This is a genomic window from Planococcus halotolerans (assembly GCF_003289955.1).
Classification (GTDB): domain Bacteria; phylum Bacillota; class Bacilli; order Bacillales_A; family Planococcaceae; genus Planococcus; species Planococcus halotolerans.
In genome coordinates this window covers 82,776-98,712 of record NZ_QLZR01000007.1, presented here as the reverse complement: position 1 = coordinate 98,712, position 15,937 = coordinate 82,776, and the positions used below count along the sequence as shown (strand labels likewise).

Sequence of the window (15,937 nt, the reverse complement as noted above, 5' to 3'; positions counted from 1 at the left end):
CGTTAACATGAAAATTACCCGATTGTCGTCAGCCGTTTCAATCAGAAGAACCGGCGGAAATGCGACACCAGAACAAACAGAAGCTGTAAAAAGGATTATTCAGACAGTGCGTGAAGAAGGGGATGCTGCTCTGATCCGCTTTGCGAAAAAATGGGATAACGCCGATTTATCCGATTTGCGCGTTTCACGGGAAGAAATTGACCAAGCGGTGACCCGGTTCGATCCCCAATTATTGAATGACCTGACGGAAGCTGCTGAAAATATTCGTAAGTACCATGACAATCAAAAGCAGGAAGGCTATAAAGTAACCGAGCAAAACGGTTCATATGTCGGGCAGCGCGTAACGGCCATCGAATCTGCCGGGCTGTACGTACCAGGCGGCACAGCAGCCTACCCTTCCTCGGTGCTGATGAACGTCATTCCTGCCCAGGCGGCTGGCGTACCACGCATTGTATTGCTCTCACCTCCGGCTGCGGATGGTTCGTTGTCGGATGGTGTTTTAGCGGCAGCCCATATTCTTGGCATTGATGAAATATATAAATCCGGCGGAGCGCAGGCCATTGCGGCACTGGCTTACGGTACAGAATCCATCGCAGCGGTCGATAAGATAACCGGGCCCGGCAACATTTACGTGGCGCTGGCCAAAAGCGAAGTGAATGGAGATGTTGCAATCGACATGATTGCAGGTCCAAGTGAAATCGCCATTATCGCTGATGCAACGGCTTACCCGGACGAAATTGCGGCAGATCTCTTGTCGCAGGCTGAACATGATCCGATGGCGAGTTCCGTATTATTGACGACTGATGAAGTATTGGCGAAAGCAGTTTCCGATGAAGTCGAAAAGCAATTGGCAGAGTTGCCGCGGCAATCGATTGCCAGAGCCGCCATCGATGGATTCGGCACAATTTATCTCGGGGAAACAATGGAGGAACTGATAGATGCAGCCAATCAATTGGCCCCTGAACATTTGGAGATAATGACGGCTAATGCAGCAGTAGACGCTGAGAAAATCAAGCACGCCGGTGCCATCTTCATCGGACGGTATTCGTCAGAACCGATCGGCGATTATTTTGCCGGTACGAATCATGTTTTGCCGACCAACAGCACAGCGCGGTTTTCGAGCGCTTTGTCGGTCTATGACTTTTTGAAACGGACGAGCATCATCCATTACAGCGAGCAGGCATGGCAGGACAATAAAGAGAAGATTGCCCGGTTGGCGAGGCTGGAAGGCTTGGAAGCCCATGCGCGCGCAGTCGAATCGCGGCAATGGAAAAAGGAGAATCGATTATGAGAAAAGCGGAATTGAAGCGGAATACCAATGAAACGAAAATAGATATCGCATTTTCACTGGACGGTGAAGGCAAGGCGGACATCGAGACCGGTGTTCCGTTCATGGACCATATGCTCGATCTTTTCATCAAGCACGGTTTATTTGATGGAGATATCAAAGCGGATGGCGATACACACATTGATGACCACCATACGACGGAAGATATCGGGATTGTGCTGGGCCAGGCTGTCAGAGAAGCACTTGGCGACAAAAAAGGCATACGTCGCTATGGCAATGCATTTGTGCCGATGGATGATGCACTGGCACAAGTTGTCATCGACTGTTCAAATCGACCACACCTTGAATTCAGAGGAGATATTCCAAATGAAAAAGTCGGTACTTTCGATACCGAGCTGGTTTATGAATTTCTATGGAAATTCGCACTTGAATCACGCATGAATGTCCACGTTATCATCCATTACGGGAAAAATACACACCATATCATCGAAGCTGTTTTCAAAGCACTGGCACGGGCGCTTGATGAAGCAACTTCAATTGACCCGCGTGTCAAAGGTGTACCTTCGACGAAGGGGCTGTTGACATGATCATCGGCATCATCGATTACGGCATGGGCAATCTTTTCAGCGTCGAGCAGGCATTAAAGAAGCTTGACTGTACAGTTATCCTTTCCGATGATCCGGAAACGCTGCTGGAAGCGGAAGCGATTTTATTGCCGGGCGTCGGGGCATTTCCAGATGCTATGGAACTGCTCAATTCAAAAGGCCTGTCGGAATTTATCCGGTCACTGCCTGAAAAGGGAATACCGCTGCTCGGTATATGCCTGGGCATGCAATTGCTGTATGAAGACAGTTTGGAAGTCAGAATGACAAAAGGGCTCGGTTTGCTGAAAGGCAAAATCCGCCGTTTTGAAAAAGGCACATACCGCATTCCGCATATGGGATGGAATCGCCTGGAGTTTCCGCGAATGCCGTTTTGGCTGGACAGTCTCCAAGTTGATACCCATGTTTATTTTGTGCACTCATTTTATGTTACGGAAGCGGAAGAGACAGAAATTTTTGCTGAAGCTGAATACGGCAATATTAAAGTTCCGGGAGTTGTCGGCAAAGGCCTCGTCACTGGTATGCAATTCCACCCGGAAAAATCCGGTGATTTTGGCCATTATTTATTAGAGCAATGGATTGCGAACATCAAGGGGGATAACAATGGGCAACTTTCAAATCTATCCGGCAATTGACCTGAGAGGCGGCAAATGTGTCCGGCTTTTCCAGGGAGATTATGGACAGGAAACGGTTTACGGCGATTCGCCTGTGGATATGGCGAAACAATTTGCTGGTGCAGGAGCGGAATGGCTGCATATGGTCGACTTGGACGGCGCAAAGGAAGGTCGTCGCGTAAATGCTCAAGTGGTAATTGAAGCTGCAAAACTTGGTATTGAAGTTCAGGTGGGCGGGGGCATCCGTACACAGGAAGATGTCCGTTATTATCTTGAAAATGGAGTTTCCCGTGTCATCATCGGAAGTCTGGCAATCCGAGAACCGGAACTGGTCGTTTCTTTTATCGAAGAATTCGGTGCAGATCATATTGTCATCGGTATCGACGCGAAAAATGGAATGGCTGCTACTGAAGGCTGGACGGAAACATCTGTGAAACCGGCTGCTGAAGTAGCACGATTTTTTGTGTCAAAAGGTGCGAAGCATTTTATCTACACTGACATCGCGACCGACGGGACACTAGCAGGCCCAAATATTGAAGCAAATAAACAATTGGTCGATGCAGGAACGGCAGAAGTCATTGTTTCCGGCGGCATCGGAACAATAGAAGATGTCCAGAATGTCAAAGCGGCAGCAGAAGGAAGTGCGATTGCCGGAGTGATTATCGGGAAAGCGCTTTACGAAAAACGTTTTACATTAGAGGAGGCTTTGACATGCTGACGAAGAGAATTATCCCTTGTCTGGACGTAAAGGAAGGGCGGGTTGTCAAAGGCGTCAGCTTTGTTTCTTTGAGGGACGCGGGTGACCCGGTTGAACTTGCCAGATTTTACGACAAGCAGGGAGCAGATGAGCTGACCTTCCTGGATATATCGGCTTCACACGAAGGAAAAGAAACAATGGTCGAAGTTGTGAAAATTGTCGCCAGCGAGTTATCGATTCCATTTACTGTGGGCGGCGGAATCCGTTCTCTTGAAGACATGAAAAGGATGCTACGGGCAGGAGCAGATAAGGTTTCATTGAATACAGCGGCACTTGACCGACCGGAACTGATCAAAGAAGGTGCCGACTTTTTCGGTTCGCAATGCATCGTCGTAGCAATTGATGCCAAGTGGAACGGAAAAGGCTGGGATGTTTATACCCATGGCGGCCGCAATAAAACCGAATGGGATGCTGTGGAATGGGCAAAACGCAGCGTTGAACTCGGCGCAGGCGAATTGCTGCTGACAAGCATGGACAAAGATGGTTCCAAGGACGGTTTCGATCTGGCGTTGACTGATGCAGTGAGAAGTGCTGTTGAAGTTCCGGTCATCGCCAGTGGAGGAGCGGGAAGCCGCGAACATTTCAAAGAAGTTTTTGAGAAAGTGGATGCGGACGCAGCGCTTGCTGCATCAATTTTTCATTATAAAGAAACCAGCATAGCAGAAGTGAAAGATTACCTGCGCACAGAAGGAGTGAATGTCAGATGAAACAATTGAATTACGATCAGGACGGCTTAGTGCCGGTAATCATACAGGACAGCGAAACAAAACAGGTGCTGACTTTGGCATATGCCAATCAGCAGGCAATCGAAAAGACGATGGAGAACGGCGAAACCTGGCTCTATTCAAGAAGCCGGCAGGAATTATGGAATAAAGGAGCAACCAGCGGCAACACACAAAAAGTCGTTTCGGTGCAAGCGGATTGTGATGCTGATGCAGTTATCTACGAAGTGATTCCAAACGGACCAGCCTGCCATACCGGTGAACAAACCTGCTTCAGCGAAACGATTTACGGAGAACAGCGGGAATCAGCAACAGACATGCTGCAAGAGCTGAAAGAGTTGATCCGCAATCGCCAAAGTGAAATGCCGGAAGGCGCATATACGACTTATCTTTTTGAAGAAGGCGTAGATAAGATCTGTAAGAAAGTCGGAGAGGAAGCAGCTGAAGTAATCATTGCCGCGAAGAACCGGGATGCAGAAGAATTATCAATGGAAACCGCCGATCTTTTTTATCATGTGATGGTTCTGCTGCAGGAACAAGGCGTTGATTTGGATCAGGTCATGGCAGTTTTGAAGGACCGCCACCAGACAAAAACTGCAAGTAAAGGAGCAGAGGATATGCTATAATTAAAGGATATTAAAGGGAAGGGCGAGTAAAATCGATCCTATAACTTTTTCGGAGGCTTATTTTGGAGAATAAAAAGAAAAACAACCACGAGAATGTTCTGTCATTCATTCCTACAGGTGAATATTATTATAAAAAAGCGCTCAAGGAATTGCAGCGTGAAAATTACCCGAAAGCTCATAAGTATCTGCAGCGGGCAACGGAATTGAGTCCGGAAGATCCGCTGATCATGATGCAGTTTGGCATTGTACTGATGGAAATGCAGGAATTCGAACAGGCTATGGATGTTCTGCGGACAGCTCAAGCGCTGGATCCGGAAGAAACAGACATCCTGTTTTTCCTGTCAGAAGTACATGCCCATATGGGTTTATTTCTTGATGCGCGGAAATATGCGAAACGTTATGTCGAAGCTGATGTACAAGGCAAGTACGCAGAAGAAGCGATGGAAATCATCGATTTTGCAGAACAGGAAGACTGGCAGCTCCTGGATGACGAAGGCGAAGCTCAGGACAGTGAATATTTCTATCTTCAGGAAAAAGCACGGCGCCTGATGGAGCAGGGGAATTTCACTGATGCGATTAAAATGCTGGAAGACCTGGTTGCTGACAAGCCCGATTTCTGGGGAGCCCATAACAATCTGGCGCTTGCCTATTTTTATGTTGGGGAAACAGAAATGGCGAAAGCTTTGCTGCATGATGTCTTGAGACGGAACACCGGTAATCTTCATGCATTATGCAATCTGGCAGTCTTTCATTATTACGAAAAGAATGACGAGCTGGAAGATATACTGGATCTGCTCAAGAAAATCCAGCCTTATGTGTTTGAGCACCGATACAAGTTAGGGGCAACTTTTGCTCTTGTCGGTAAATACAAAGAAGCCTATCGCTGGTTGAGAAGTTTGCAAAAAAGAGGATTTGACGGAGACCCTGCGTTTTATTTCTGGTTGTCGCATGCAGCGTATCATTCAAACCATGAAGACGTCGCAAGACAGGCATGGAAACAATTAACTGCAATGGACCCGGGAAAAGAAGGATATGAACCGTGGCAGGAAAATGTGACGATGCCGCATTCGGACGCACTGGAGCACAATCGTGATTACCTGGTCGAGAAATTGGATCATTCACATCGCAGCGAACGTTTATATGGTCTGTTTCTTCTTGGTAAATCATCACACAAACAGGAAATCATCGCGCATCCGAAGTTGTTGAAAAGTGAACAGCCTACCGTAATCGAAACGTTTATGCTAGGCTACGCACTTGGACATCCATTCAAAGATTCCGTGCCGGAAGAGCGGGCATTTCTACGGGCAATGAAAGCCACCGAGATACTCTACGAGAAAGAAGGCATGGTCACGCAACAAGGCTCATATGCTTTTCAAATGTGGTTTATGCTGGTGGATAACGCCTTTCAACGAAATTATCCCTTCAAAAATCCCAATGCGCTGGCAGCATCGGTTCATTATATGGTGAAGTCTTCCCGAGATCACAGCATCACGAAAAAGTCGACGGCTGAAGAGTTCGGCATTTCGTCTGCCACCTTAACAAAGTACATTAATGAGATGATCGAGTTTCTGCCGTTATTTGAATCATAGGCATAAAAGTTGATGGTTTTGGCTGAATCTTATACGATTTAGCTATTGAATGTTAGGAGGACTCGACTATGACTGAAGCTGAAAAAATTTATGATGTTGTAATTATTGGTGCTGGGCCAGCTGGAATGACTGCAGCTGTTTATACTTCCCGGGCCAATTTATCCACTTTGATGATTGAGCGTGGAATCCCGGGCGGCCAAATGGCCAACACGGAAGAGATAGAGAATTATCCGGGATTTGAACACATCCTTGGACCTGATTTATCTACAAAAATGTTCGATCATGCCAAGAAATTTGGCGCAGAATATGCTTATGGCGATGTCAAAGGAATCGTTGATGGCGAAGAATACAAAACCATCACAGCCGGTTCCAAAGAATACAAAGCCAGAGCAGTCATCCTGACAACTGGTGCTGAATATAAAAAAATGGGCATTCCTGGTGAAACAGAACTTGGCGGCCGCGGTGTCAGCTATTGTGCTGTCTGCGACGGAGCGTTCTTTAAACAGAAAAACCTTGTTGTGGTCGGAGGCGGAGATTCCGCTGTCGAAGAAGGTGTCTACTTGACGCGTTTTGCTGATAAAGTGACTATCGTTCACAGAAGAGATGAATTGCGTGCACAGAAAATCCTTCAGGATCGTGCTTTTGCAAACGACAAAATCGATTTTATCTGGAGCCACACAGTGAAGGAAATCAAAGGCGAAAACGGAAAAGTTTCCGGCGTGACCCTGGTTTCCACTAAAGATGGTGTAGAAACAGAGAAAGAAATCGATGGCGTATTCATCTATATCGGCATGCTGCCGTTGACTAAACCATTTGCAGACCTGGGTATTCTGAATGACGAAGGATATGTAGTGACAAATGAAAAAATGGAAACATCGGTTCCAGGAATCTACGCAGCAGGGGATCTTCGCGATAAAACATTGCGCCAAGTAGTTACTGCTACGGGTGATGGAAGCATTGCAGCACAGGCTGCACAGCATTATATCGAAGAATTGGTTGAAAAAATCGGTCAAAACGTTTAATTTAATGCTTTCTTAATGTAGCTGTAATACATTTGACATGTATAAGAGGTATAGTAAGAATAGTAAATTGACCCCCTTTTTATAGAAGTTTTGAAAGGCTGTTTTCCGCAACATCGGAAAGCAGCCTCTTTTTTTGTGTTCACTATTTTTATAAGGCGGATTGTAAATGACTGGTGAAGTTTAATTATATATGTTAATTCGACAAAACTTTGGAAAGAGGCTGGTATGTATATTTTAGGCTGTCGAGAAATCTTCAACTTATTTAATCATTACGTTCTAGACGGATGCTTTCCGCGGGGAGCGGCCTAAGCCTCCTCAGTCGCTACGCTCCCTGCGGGGTCTCAGGACTCGCTCTTGTTCCCGCAGGAGTCACCGTCTGTCACTTCATTTTGATTCTGTTTAGGGATATAGAATCTACTCCTAGACTTAAAATAAGCTGAAATGAATATTTTATACAGAAGGTGATTGAAGATATGGAGCAAAACAGCGAAGACTCCCAGGTGACTAAGCGAAGTGCTGAGATCCACTCGGGCGAAGTGGAACGAGACCGAGTTAGCTCAGCGCGAGCCACCAGGAAAGACTTGGCCGAAGGGAGTTCGGCCAAGTCTTTGCGACGAAGCTAGCTAAGCGATGCAGGAGCACCTGTTTTCGCGGAGCTGTTTTGCGGAATATCGGTTTTCATTTATTCTTTCTCAACTAGCTAATGTTTATTCCTTTTCTTTTTTGTCCAGACTCCAGTGGCCCAGCTCTTCGGGTCATAAGCCACTCTGGCTCTGCGGCAAAAGACGTCGCTCCGCCAGATCGTCTTATGCCTTTCAGAGCTTAACGGGCACTTCCCCTTTTCCTCTGTCCAGACTCCAGTGGCCCAGCCCCTCGAGTCGCTTCGATCTTGCCAGTAATGGCAAAGAACGCTATTACTTTCAAGTCCTCCAGCGCTTGTCGGGGCTTAGCGGGCACTGCCGCTTTTCTTTTTTTGCATGACACGCCAGGATAGTTGTATAATGGAGAAAGTTTATAATAGATACGGAGTGTCGAGTGTGCAGCGAATCGCAAATTTATTAGTTATTAAAAATGGCAAGGTCTTATTATTGAAAAAACCCCGACGCGGTTGGTATGTGGCACCCGGCGGAAAGATGGAAGCCGGGGAGTCCGTATATGAAGCGGCGATCCGGGAATTTAAAGAAGAAACAAACGCAGAACCTTTGGACACCCACGTCAAAGGAATTTACACGATGATGATAGAAGACGAAGGTGAAGTGGTCGATGAATGGATGCTTTTCACTTTTGTCGCACAAGATTTAAACGGAACCCCTTTTGTTGAAACAAGAGAAGGAATTCTGGAATGGCACCCAATTGAAAGCCTCGCAACATTGCCGATGGCAGAAGGCGACCGTACAAACCTTCTTTTCGCTGTCAGTAAGCCGGGAGTCCAATACGGGACATTCCATTACACAATGGAATTTGAACTGCTGAAAGAAATGATACAAACTTCAACAGAAGAGGTGAACCGCCAGTATGGACAATAAGACAGAAGAAACAGAATTGATCGTCATCACCGGAATGTCCGGTGCCGGCAAAACGGTGGCAATCCAAAGCTTTGAAGATCTTGGCTTTTTCACAATTGATAATCTGCCGCCCGCGTTGCTGCTGACGTTCATCAAATTGATGCGCGATTCGGGGAAATCGATGAAACGGGTTGCAGCTGTAATGGATCTGCGTGGAGGCGACTTTTTCGACAGCCTTGTCGATGCAATTGACAATCTGTCGAAAGAGCCGAAAGTGTCTGTAACAATCCTCTTCCTGGATGCAGATAACCAGACGCTTGTAAGCCGCTACAAAGAAACGCGCCGTTCACATCCATTGTCACCAGGCGGACTGGTTCTTGGCGGCATTAAAAAAGAACGGGATATGCTGATTGACCTTCAAGGGCGTGCAAAATACATCTACAACACTTCTCAAATGAGCCCTCGGGAACTTAAAGAAAGAATCATTTCCGATTTTTCCACAAATACGAGCAATGTCTTTACTGTAAATGTTATTTCTTTTGGATTTAAACACGGAATTCCAATAGATGCCGATTTGGTTTTTGATGTTCGTTTTCTGCCAAACCCCTATTATATAGAAGAGTTAAAGCCGCTTTCGGGTCTCGATGAACCAGTTTCTAGCTATGTTCTGCAATGGAATGAAACCCAAATGCTTATCGAAAAACTAACCGACCTGCTTCAATTTATGATTCCCCGGTATAAAAACGAAGGCAAAGCACAATTAGTTATTGCGTTCGGTTGTACCGGCGGCCAGCATCGTTCAGTCACCTTAGCGGAGTATTATGGAAAATTATTTGCTGAAAACAATAAAACCATCATTACTCATCGCGATGTCAAAACGAGAAAGGTCTGAGCGCATGGAAAATGCAACCCAACGAAAAAAGCTCGTCATTATAGGCGGGGGGACCGGATTGTCCACATTGCTGCGGGGGTTGAAAAAACTTCCAATGGATCTGACGGCGATTGTAACAGTCGCAGACGATGGAGGCAGTTCCGGCAGGCTCCGCAATGACCTTAATATTCCACCACCTGGAGATATACGCAATGTCATGGCAGCTTTATCCGACGCAGAACCGTTAGTAGCGGAAATGTTTCAATACCGTTTCAGCAAATCAATTGATCTTGGGGGCCATTCACTGGGCAATCTGATGCTCGCTGCATTGACCGATTTAACGGGTGATTTTTCGCATGCAGTAAGGGAAATGAGCCGTGTTTTGAGCGTTAATGGCACGGTTATTCCAGCTGCAAATCAATTGGTGACGCTTAATGCAGAGTTTGAAGATGGCACGATTGTCAGTGGAGAATCGAAAATCCCAGCTTATTTGCAGCCGATTAAACGCGTTTTCATTGAACCTGTCGATGTTAAAACTTTGCCGGATACAGTATTGGCTCTCCGCCAGGCGGATATTATCGTTATTGGCCCCGGCTCACTTTATACCAGTATTCTTCCGAATCTATTGGTTAAGGATATTAGAAAAGAGTTGTTGGCAGCAAAAGCCAAGAAAATTTACATCTGTAATCTTATGACGCAAGCTGGAGAAACGTATATGTATTCAGCTGCTGATCATGTCAAAGCTTTATATGAACATGTAGGCGAGCCGTTTTTAGACGCTGTCCTGCTGGATAAAGCGGAAATGCCTTCGAATGTAGTGGAACTTTACGAACAGGAAAGAGCACGGCCTGTCGCGTATGACGAAGAACGTTTGGCAGAGTTCAGCCTGGAAATCCATCGTGAAGATATAGCCAATATTTTTGAAAATGCTGTCCGCCACGAACCAAGGAAAGTGGCTGAATGGCTTTTTCAATATGCTGGAGGCCAATTGAAAGAAGATACACCTTATCGATTTTTTTAAAGGGTTGAAAGGAGGGGAATGAAATGTCGTTCGCTTCGGAAACAAAAAAAGAAATGACTCAGATTGAAGTGGATGAGTGCTGTGGGAAAGCCGAATTATCGGCTCTGATCCGGATGAATGGAACTTTATCTTTTTCCAGCAGGCAATTGAGCGTTGATATACAGACAGAAAATGCTGCGATTGCCCGCCGGATATATACGCTTCTAAAGCGGTTCTACCCGCCTTATCCGGTAGAATTATTGGTAAGGAAGAAGATGCGCCTTAAAAAGAATAATGTGTACATTTGCCGGCTTCGGGATGGTTCTAAACATATACTCGAGGATTTATTGATCATCACTGAAGGCTTTCAGTTTCAGCAGGAGATTGATAAAGCATTGATTGAGAAGAATTGCTGCAAGCGTGCCTATCTGCGCGGAGCATTTTTGGCTGGAGGTTCGGTCAATAACCCGGAAACTTCTTCCTATCATCTTGAAGTTTATTCGTCGGACCGGGACCATGCGGATTCTCTCACAGAATTGATGAATTTTTTCCATTTGAACAGCAAAACGATCGAGCGGAAAAAAGGTTTTGTCACCTATTTGAAAGAAGCTGAAAAGATTTCCGATTTTCTCAGCATCGCTGGGGCGCATTCAGCATTGCTGAAATTCGAAGATGTCCGTATTATCAGGGATATGCGCAACAGCGTAAACAGGCTGGTCAATTGTGAAACAGCCAATCTCAATAAAACCATCGATGCGGCATTACGCCAAGTGGAAAACATCCGATTTATCGACTCAGTAATTGGAGTTGAACAACTTCCGGATCGCCTGCGTGAAATTGCCAGGCTGCGCGTCGAGTATCAGGATGTTACACTGAAGGAGCTCGGGGAAATGGTATCAACCGGGAAAGTCAGCAAATCAGGTGTCAATCATCGCCTTCGCAAGATTGACGAAATCGCTGAATCATTGAGAAAAGGCGAAACGATCGGCGGTTAACTGCCGCAGTTCTTTCATATAAAGCAATAAAATCACCTTTCGAGCAGTACAGTCAATTTTCTGAGGAGGATATGCATGGTTGAGAAACAAGTGAACGTTCAATTGAAATCTGGTTTACAGGCCAGACAGGCAGCGTTATTCGTACAAGAAGCAAACAGATATAATTCGGATGTCTATCTTGAAAAAGAAGAAAAGAAAGTAAATGCAAAAAGCATCATGGGCATAATGAGCCTGGCAATCAGCAAAGGCACTGATGTCATTATTTCTGCAGACGGTTCTGATGAAGAATCAGCAGTCGAAGCCTTGTCTGCATTAATCGAAAAAGAAGCATAAAAAAATCCCGCAGCTTAAGGCTGCGGGATTTTTATGCTTTTCTATTGTCCAGACTCCAGCGGCCAAGTCTTGACCGACGCCTGCGAGGTCAAGGCTTTGCGACGAAGCTAGCGCAGCGATGCAGGAGCACAGAGCTGAACGGGCGCTTACGCTTTTCTTTAAATATCTTCTTTTTCGTGATCACCCGGCAACTTGCTGCGTGTAATGATCTGATCGATCAATCCGTATTCCAAAGCACGTTCAGCTGTCATGAAGTTATCACGGTCTGTATCTTTTGAGATGACTTCAAGTGGCTGGCCAGTGCGTTCAGAAAGAATCTGATTCAATTTTTCGCGAAGGAACAAAATGCGTTTTGCAGCAATTTCGATTTCAGTAGCCTGGCCTTGGGCACCGCCAAGTGGCTGGTGAATCATAACTTCTGCGTTTGGAAGCGCGTAACGTTTCCCTTTAGTACCAGCAGCAAGAAGGAATGCACCCATGGAAGCTGCCATACCGATGCAGACAGTTTGAACGTCAGGCTTAATGAATTGCATAACATCATAAATTGCCATACCAGCCGTAATGCTGCCGCCTGGGCTATTAATATAGATTGAAATGTCTTTTTCAGGATCTTCCGCTTCAAGGAATAGAAGCTGTGCAACGATGGAGTTTGCTACGTTATCATCAATACCGCTGCCGAGCATGATGACACGGTCTTTCAATAAACGCGAGTAAATGTCGTAAGCGCGCTCGCCTCGGCTCGTCTGTTCAATTACTGTTGGAATTAAATTCATAGAAAATCCTCCTTGTGTAAGTGATAACATTCAGCACTGAAATACATTTCAGCTGTATTATTATCATACACATCTTGGTCAATGAAGGTCAAATCTAACGAATTAAAAATATCAACTTGATATGTGCCTGTATATTTTGTATACTGGTAAAGTCGCTAAGACAGAAACGCCCTCGTAGTGTAATGGATAACACCCAAGATTCCGATTCTTGTAATGGGGGTTCGATCCCCTCCGAGGGCATATGATGAGACCCGCTTTGCCAAAATTTGGCGGAGCGGGTTTTTTCTTTTAGGATTTTTGCAAGCTAATTAAATACACTATATATACCGCTTCGGCGCTTAGGACAGGGCGAAGATTATGCTCCTGCGCACTGCTCGTCGCAAAGGTGGCGCCGAAAGTTTATGGCGCACCTTAGCTCCCGCAATAAGCCGAGAAGACCACTCGTCTTTTGCTCCGTCGGCATTCGCCTGCTCCATAGACGCGCCGGCGCTAGAAGGAACTCTAGCGATATGGAGCAAAACAGCGAAGAGTCGACCGAAGCCTGCAAGGTCGACTCTTTGCGACGAAGCTAGCGCAGCGATGCAGGAGCATGGGTTTAAGTTAGTGCAGGACCAGCATGTTGAAATAAAAATCACGTGCTCCTGTCTCTGCACCGCTACGCTAGCTTCGAGACATGAAAGAGCTTTGCAGTGCTGCGCACTTCGTCGCAAAGACATTAACCTCGTAAGCGTCGCCTAATGTCTTCGGAGCTGTTTTGCGGAATATCGGTTGCTATAGATTTTTAGTTCAAATAATATAATACATAAAAGAAAGTAGGTTACCCATGCTGACACTTTATACGCGTCCGAATTGCCCATTATGCGAAGAAGCGAAATTGATGCTTAAACTGATCCAGGAAGATTTCCCGGTGGAATTCAAGGAAGTCAATATAGAAGAGGATGACCGGCTGCACGAGAAATACATGCTGATGATACCGGTCCTTGAACAAGAAGGCAAAATCTTAATATATGGCAATATCGGATATGCCGAAATTTTGGAAGCGTTGGGTTACTGATGCTTCTTTTTTGTTGCATTCAGAATTACTATTAGGTAGAATGAATTTAGTGGGACAGAAAATTTATCGGTGGGATAAATTTTGTCCAGCTGGAATGGAGTGAATCTATGGATGCTTTATCTTCAGCACAGAATAAACTGTTGCCGGAAATGTCCGTGCTCCTGAAAAAACGTTACCAGATCCTGCAGACAATTAATCAGGAACAGCCGATTGGCAGGAGAACCTTAAGTGAATTTTCCGGAATGACAGAACGTGATATCCGAAAAGAAACCGACCTGTTGCGTGAGCAGCAATTAATCGAGATGAAATCCGCAGGCATGGTGATAACCAGGCAAGGCGAAGAAGTTCTCGATTCATTAAAATCCTTCATGCAAAAGCTGACAGGAATTGCTGATCTCGCGGACAAGTTGAAAAAGCAATTGAAGATTTCGGATGTCATTGTGGTTCCTTTGGATTCTGATACAGCAGTAACTGTTAAAAATCAGATTGGAAAAGAAGCTGCACGGCTCCTTGAAATGAATTTCACCGGTGAAACCAAAGTTGCCGTGACGGGAGGCAGTACGATGGCGGCAATCGCCAAAGAACTGAAAGGCGAAAAAGCTTATCCTTCCCTGCAATTCATTGCAGCGCGCGGCGGCTTGGGTGAAGATGTTCTGCATCAGGCGAATACCATTGCTTCCGCATTTGCTGAAAAAACCGGCGGTTCATTTAAGACGCTTTATTTACCTGATCATCTAAGTGAAGAAGCCTATGCCATGATGATGAAAGAACCGCTCATCAAGGAAATGATGGATCTTTATGAACAAACTGATCTGGTTGTCCATGGAATCGGCAATGCCGAAGAATTGGCCCTAAGGCGTCAGTCAACCGCGGAAGAAGTTCAGATGATCACTGAAGGCGGTGCCGTCAGTGAAGCCTTCGGATATTATTTTGATGCAGAAGGCAATGTTGTTTACCGCATCCGTTCAGCGGGAATCCAATTGGAACAAGTGCAAAAAGCCCCCAATATTATTGCAGTAGCTGGCGGACATTCGAAAGCGAAAGCGATACTTTCTTATTTCAAAAACGCACCAGAACGAACAGTATTGGTTACCGATGAAGGTGCTGCGACAGAAGTTCTTAAACTTATTGAAAACATAGGAGGAAATTGAAATGACTTTAAAATTAGCGATTAACGGCTTTGGCCGCATTGGACGTATTGTATTCCGTGGAGCAATGACAAACGACGAAGTGGAAGTTGTGGCAGTAAACGATTTAACAGATGCTAAAATGCTTGCGCATCTATTGAAATACGATTCAATTCACGGAACATTGGATGCTGAAGTTTCTGCTGAAGGCGATAACATTGTTGTCAACGGCAAAACAATCCGTGTATTCTCAGAAAAAGATCCTTCGAACCTTCCTTGGGGAGACCTTGGAGTTGATATCGTTGTTGAATCGACTGGATTCTTTACAGATTCTGAATCTGCTTCAAAACATATCGAAGCAGGAGCGAAAAAAGTCATCGTTTCGGCTCCAGGCAAAAATGGTATGAAAACACTTGTTATGGGCGTTAACCATGACACTTACAATCCGGAAGAGCATGATGTTGTATCAAACGCATCTTGTACAACAAACGGCCTTGCAGGAATTTCAAAAGTATTGAATGATAAATTCGGCATCAAGAAAGCCATGATGACGACGATCCATTCTTATACGAATGACCAGATTCTATTGGATTCTCCGCACAAGGATTACCGCCGCGCACGTGCAGCTGCAGAATCCATGATTCCTACAACAACAGGAGCTGCGGTAGCTGTTACTAAAGTGCTTCCTGAACTGGAAGGCAAACTTGATGGAATGGCAATCCGCGTTCCAACTTCAAACGTCTCTCTAATCGACCTTGTGGCAGAATTGGATACTGAAGTTTCTGTTGAAGAAGTGAATGCAGCTCTGAAAGAAGCTACTCAGAACGAATTGAAAGGCACTTTGGAGTACAGCGATCTTCCACTTGTCTCAAAAGACTATAACGGCAACACGGCTTCTGCCACTGTCGATGGTTTATCAACGATGGCACTTGGCGGGAACATGGTCAAAGTATTGGCTTGGTATGATAATGAGTCCGGTTATTCAGGACGTTGCATCGATCTTGCTTTGCACATGCACAGCAAAGGGCTGTAATCCCAAAATCATAGCTTAATTACCGA

Annotated in this window: 17 protein-coding genes and 1 tRNA gene; 17 read left to right on the top strand and 1 reads right to left on the bottom strand. The window is 45.5% G+C overall.

Translation table 11 applies throughout. The annotated features are described in order from the left end of the window. Window positions 1-7 precede the first annotated feature (7 nt). The 13 genes from hisD to DP120_RS14960 all read left to right on the top strand — a co-directional run bounded on the left by hisD (window position 8) and on the right by DP120_RS14960 (window position 11,924). Entirely contained in the window at window positions 8-1,291 is a 1,284-nt protein-coding gene (hisD, locus tag DP120_RS15020) for a histidinol dehydrogenase (RefSeq protein ID WP_112224486.1), read from the top strand. Beyond that, window positions 1,288-1,875 carry an imidazoleglycerol-phosphate dehydratase HisB gene (gene hisB / locus DP120_RS15015; RefSeq protein ID WP_420812450.1) on the top strand — a complete coding sequence of 196 codons (588 nt, stop codon included), beginning with the start codon at window positions 1,288-1,290 and terminating at the stop codon, window positions 1,873-1,875. Before hisD ends, hisB begins: the two co-directional genes overlap by 4 nt. After that, the gene (gene hisH, locus DP120_RS15010; protein WP_112224485.1) at window positions 1,872-2,525 is read left to right on the top strand and encodes an imidazole glycerol phosphate synthase subunit HisH; all 654 of its coding nucleotides are present in this window, start codon (window positions 1,872-1,874) and stop codon (window positions 2,523-2,525) included. The genes hisB and hisH overlap by 4 nt, the downstream gene beginning before the upstream one ends. Further along, complete coding sequence (gene hisA, locus DP120_RS15005) at window positions 2,494-3,222, top strand: 1-(5-phosphoribosyl)-5-[(5-phosphoribosylamino)methylideneamino]imidazole-4-carboxamide isomerase (protein WP_112224484.1); 729 nt, start codon at window positions 2,494-2,496, stop codon at window positions 3,220-3,222. The genes hisH and hisA overlap by 32 nt, the downstream gene beginning before the upstream one ends. Continuing rightward, a complete protein-coding gene (gene hisF, locus DP120_RS15000) occupies window positions 3,216-3,968 on the top strand; it encodes an imidazole glycerol phosphate synthase subunit HisF (RefSeq protein WP_112224483.1) in 753 nt (250 codons plus the stop codon). Before hisA ends, hisF begins: the two co-directional genes overlap by 7 nt. Beyond that, window positions 3,965-4,609: a bifunctional phosphoribosyl-AMP cyclohydrolase/phosphoribosyl-ATP diphosphatase HisIE gene (gene hisIE / locus DP120_RS14995; protein ID WP_112224482.1), complete on the top strand. Its 645-nt coding sequence runs from the start codon at window positions 3,965-3,967 to the stop codon at window positions 4,607-4,609. Before hisF ends, hisIE begins: the two co-directional genes overlap by 4 nt. Window positions 4,610-4,671: 62 nt before the next feature. Beyond that, window positions 4,672-6,198 carry a tetratricopeptide repeat protein gene (locus DP120_RS14990; protein WP_112224481.1) on the top strand — a complete coding sequence of 509 codons (1,527 nt, stop codon included), beginning with the start codon at window positions 4,672-4,674 and terminating at the stop codon, window positions 6,196-6,198. 68 nt (window positions 6,199-6,266) lie between these two features. Beyond that, complete coding sequence (gene trxB, locus DP120_RS14985) at window positions 6,267-7,220, top strand: thioredoxin-disulfide reductase (RefSeq protein ID WP_112224480.1); 954 nt, start codon at window positions 6,267-6,269, stop codon at window positions 7,218-7,220. A gap of 1,037 nt (window positions 7,221-8,257) precedes the next feature. Continuing rightward, window positions 8,258-8,746, top strand: coding sequence for an NUDIX hydrolase (locus DP120_RS14980; RefSeq protein ID WP_112224561.1), 489 nt, complete (start codon window positions 8,258-8,260; stop codon window positions 8,744-8,746). Then, window positions 8,736-9,617 (top strand): RNase adapter RapZ, encoded by an 882-nt coding sequence (gene rapZ, locus DP120_RS14975; RefSeq protein ID WP_112224479.1) that lies wholly within the window; start codon window positions 8,736-8,738, stop codon window positions 9,615-9,617. Before DP120_RS14980 ends, rapZ begins: the two co-directional genes overlap by 11 nt. Before the next feature lie 4 nt (window positions 9,618-9,621). After that, window positions 9,622-10,617, top strand: a complete 996-nt coding sequence (locus tag DP120_RS14970) for a gluconeogenesis factor YvcK family protein (RefSeq protein ID WP_112224478.1) — start codon at window positions 9,622-9,624, stop codon at window positions 10,615-10,617. A 23-nt stretch (window positions 10,618-10,640) separates the two neighbouring features. Continuing rightward, window positions 10,641-11,591 carry a DNA-binding protein WhiA gene (whiA, locus tag DP120_RS14965; RefSeq protein WP_112224477.1) on the top strand — a complete coding sequence of 317 codons (951 nt, stop codon included), beginning with the start codon at window positions 10,641-10,643 and terminating at the stop codon, window positions 11,589-11,591. 75 nt (window positions 11,592-11,666) lie between these two features. Next, window positions 11,667-11,924, top strand: a complete 258-nt coding sequence (locus tag DP120_RS14960) for an HPr family phosphocarrier protein (RefSeq protein WP_112224476.1) — start codon at window positions 11,667-11,669, stop codon at window positions 11,922-11,924. 158 nt (window positions 11,925-12,082) lie between these two features. Here DP120_RS14960 and clpP read toward each other — a convergent pair whose 3' ends face one another. After that, complete coding sequence (clpP, locus tag DP120_RS14955) at window positions 12,083-12,697, bottom strand: ATP-dependent Clp endopeptidase proteolytic subunit ClpP (RefSeq protein WP_112224475.1); 615 nt, start codon at window positions 12,695-12,697, stop codon at window positions 12,083-12,085. Window positions 12,698-12,865: 168 nt separating this feature from the next. On the opposite strand from clpP, the gene DP120_RS14950 reads away from it, so the two are divergent. From DP120_RS14950 to gap, 4 genes are all read left to right on the top strand, one after another. After that, window positions 12,866-12,937, top strand: a tRNA-Arg gene (locus DP120_RS14950). Between the two features lie 583 nt (window positions 12,938-13,520). Continuing rightward, window positions 13,521-13,751 carry a glutaredoxin family protein gene (locus DP120_RS14940; RefSeq protein ID WP_112224473.1) on the top strand — a complete coding sequence of 77 codons (231 nt, stop codon included), beginning with the start codon at window positions 13,521-13,523 and terminating at the stop codon, window positions 13,749-13,751. Between the two features lie 107 nt (window positions 13,752-13,858). Further along, the gene (locus DP120_RS14935) at window positions 13,859-14,902 is read left to right on the top strand and encodes a sugar-binding transcriptional regulator (RefSeq protein WP_112224472.1); all 1,044 of its coding nucleotides are present in this window, start codon (window positions 13,859-13,861) and stop codon (window positions 14,900-14,902) included. 1 nt (window position 14,903) lies between these two features. Continuing rightward, window positions 14,904-15,911 carry a type I glyceraldehyde-3-phosphate dehydrogenase gene (gene gap, locus DP120_RS14930; RefSeq protein ID WP_112224471.1) on the top strand — a complete coding sequence of 336 codons (1,008 nt, stop codon included), beginning with the start codon at window positions 14,904-14,906 and terminating at the stop codon, window positions 15,909-15,911. The last annotated feature ends 26 nt before the right edge of the window (window positions 15,912-15,937 follow it).

What these genes read in the sequence shown, in the direction of transcription:
- DP120_RS14935 (WP_112224472.1), top strand. Translation starts at nt 13,859, where the DNA reads ATGGATGCTTTATCTTCAGCACAGAATAAACTGTTGCCGGAAATGTCC.
- DP120_RS14940 (WP_112224473.1), top strand. Translation starts at nt 13,521, where the DNA reads ATGCTGACACTTTATACGCGTCCGAATTGCCCATTATGCGAAGAAGCG.
- hisIE (WP_112224482.1), top strand. Translation starts at nt 3,965, where the DNA reads ATGAAACAATTGAATTACGATCAGGACGGCTTAGTGCCGGTAATCATA.
- hisA (WP_112224484.1), top strand. Translation starts at nt 2,494, where the DNA reads ATGGGCAACTTTCAAATCTATCCGGCAATTGACCTGAGAGGCGGCAAA.
- rapZ (WP_112224479.1), top strand. Translation starts at nt 8,736, where the DNA reads ATGGACAATAAGACAGAAGAAACAGAATTGATCGTCATCACCGGAATG.
- trxB (WP_112224480.1), top strand. Translation starts at nt 6,267, where the DNA reads ATGACTGAAGCTGAAAAAATTTATGATGTTGTAATTATTGGTGCTGGG.
- hisH (WP_112224485.1), top strand. Translation starts at nt 1,872, where the DNA reads ATGATCATCGGCATCATCGATTACGGCATGGGCAATCTTTTCAGCGTC.
- DP120_RS14970 (WP_112224478.1), top strand. Translation starts at nt 9,622, where the DNA reads ATGGAAAATGCAACCCAACGAAAAAAGCTCGTCATTATAGGCGGGGGG.
- hisB (WP_420812450.1), top strand. Translation starts at nt 1,288, where the DNA reads ATGAGAAAAGCGGAATTGAAGCGGAATACCAATGAAACGAAAATAGAT.
- whiA (WP_112224477.1), top strand. Translation starts at nt 10,641, where the DNA reads ATGTCGTTCGCTTCGGAAACAAAAAAAGAAATGACTCAGATTGAAGTG.
- DP120_RS14960 (WP_112224476.1), top strand. Translation starts at nt 11,667, where the DNA reads ATGGTTGAGAAACAAGTGAACGTTCAATTGAAATCTGGTTTACAGGCC.
- clpP (WP_112224475.1), bottom strand. Translation starts at nt 12,697, where the DNA reads ATGAATTTAATTCCAACAGTAATTGAACAGACGAGCCGAGGCGAGCGC.
- hisD (WP_112224486.1), top strand. Translation starts at nt 8, where the DNA reads ATGAAAATTACCCGATTGTCGTCAGCCGTTTCAATCAGAAGAACCGGC.
- hisF (WP_112224483.1), top strand. Translation starts at nt 3,216, where the DNA reads ATGCTGACGAAGAGAATTATCCCTTGTCTGGACGTAAAGGAAGGGCGG.
- gap (WP_112224471.1), top strand. Translation starts at nt 14,904, where the DNA reads ATGACTTTAAAATTAGCGATTAACGGCTTTGGCCGCATTGGACGTATT.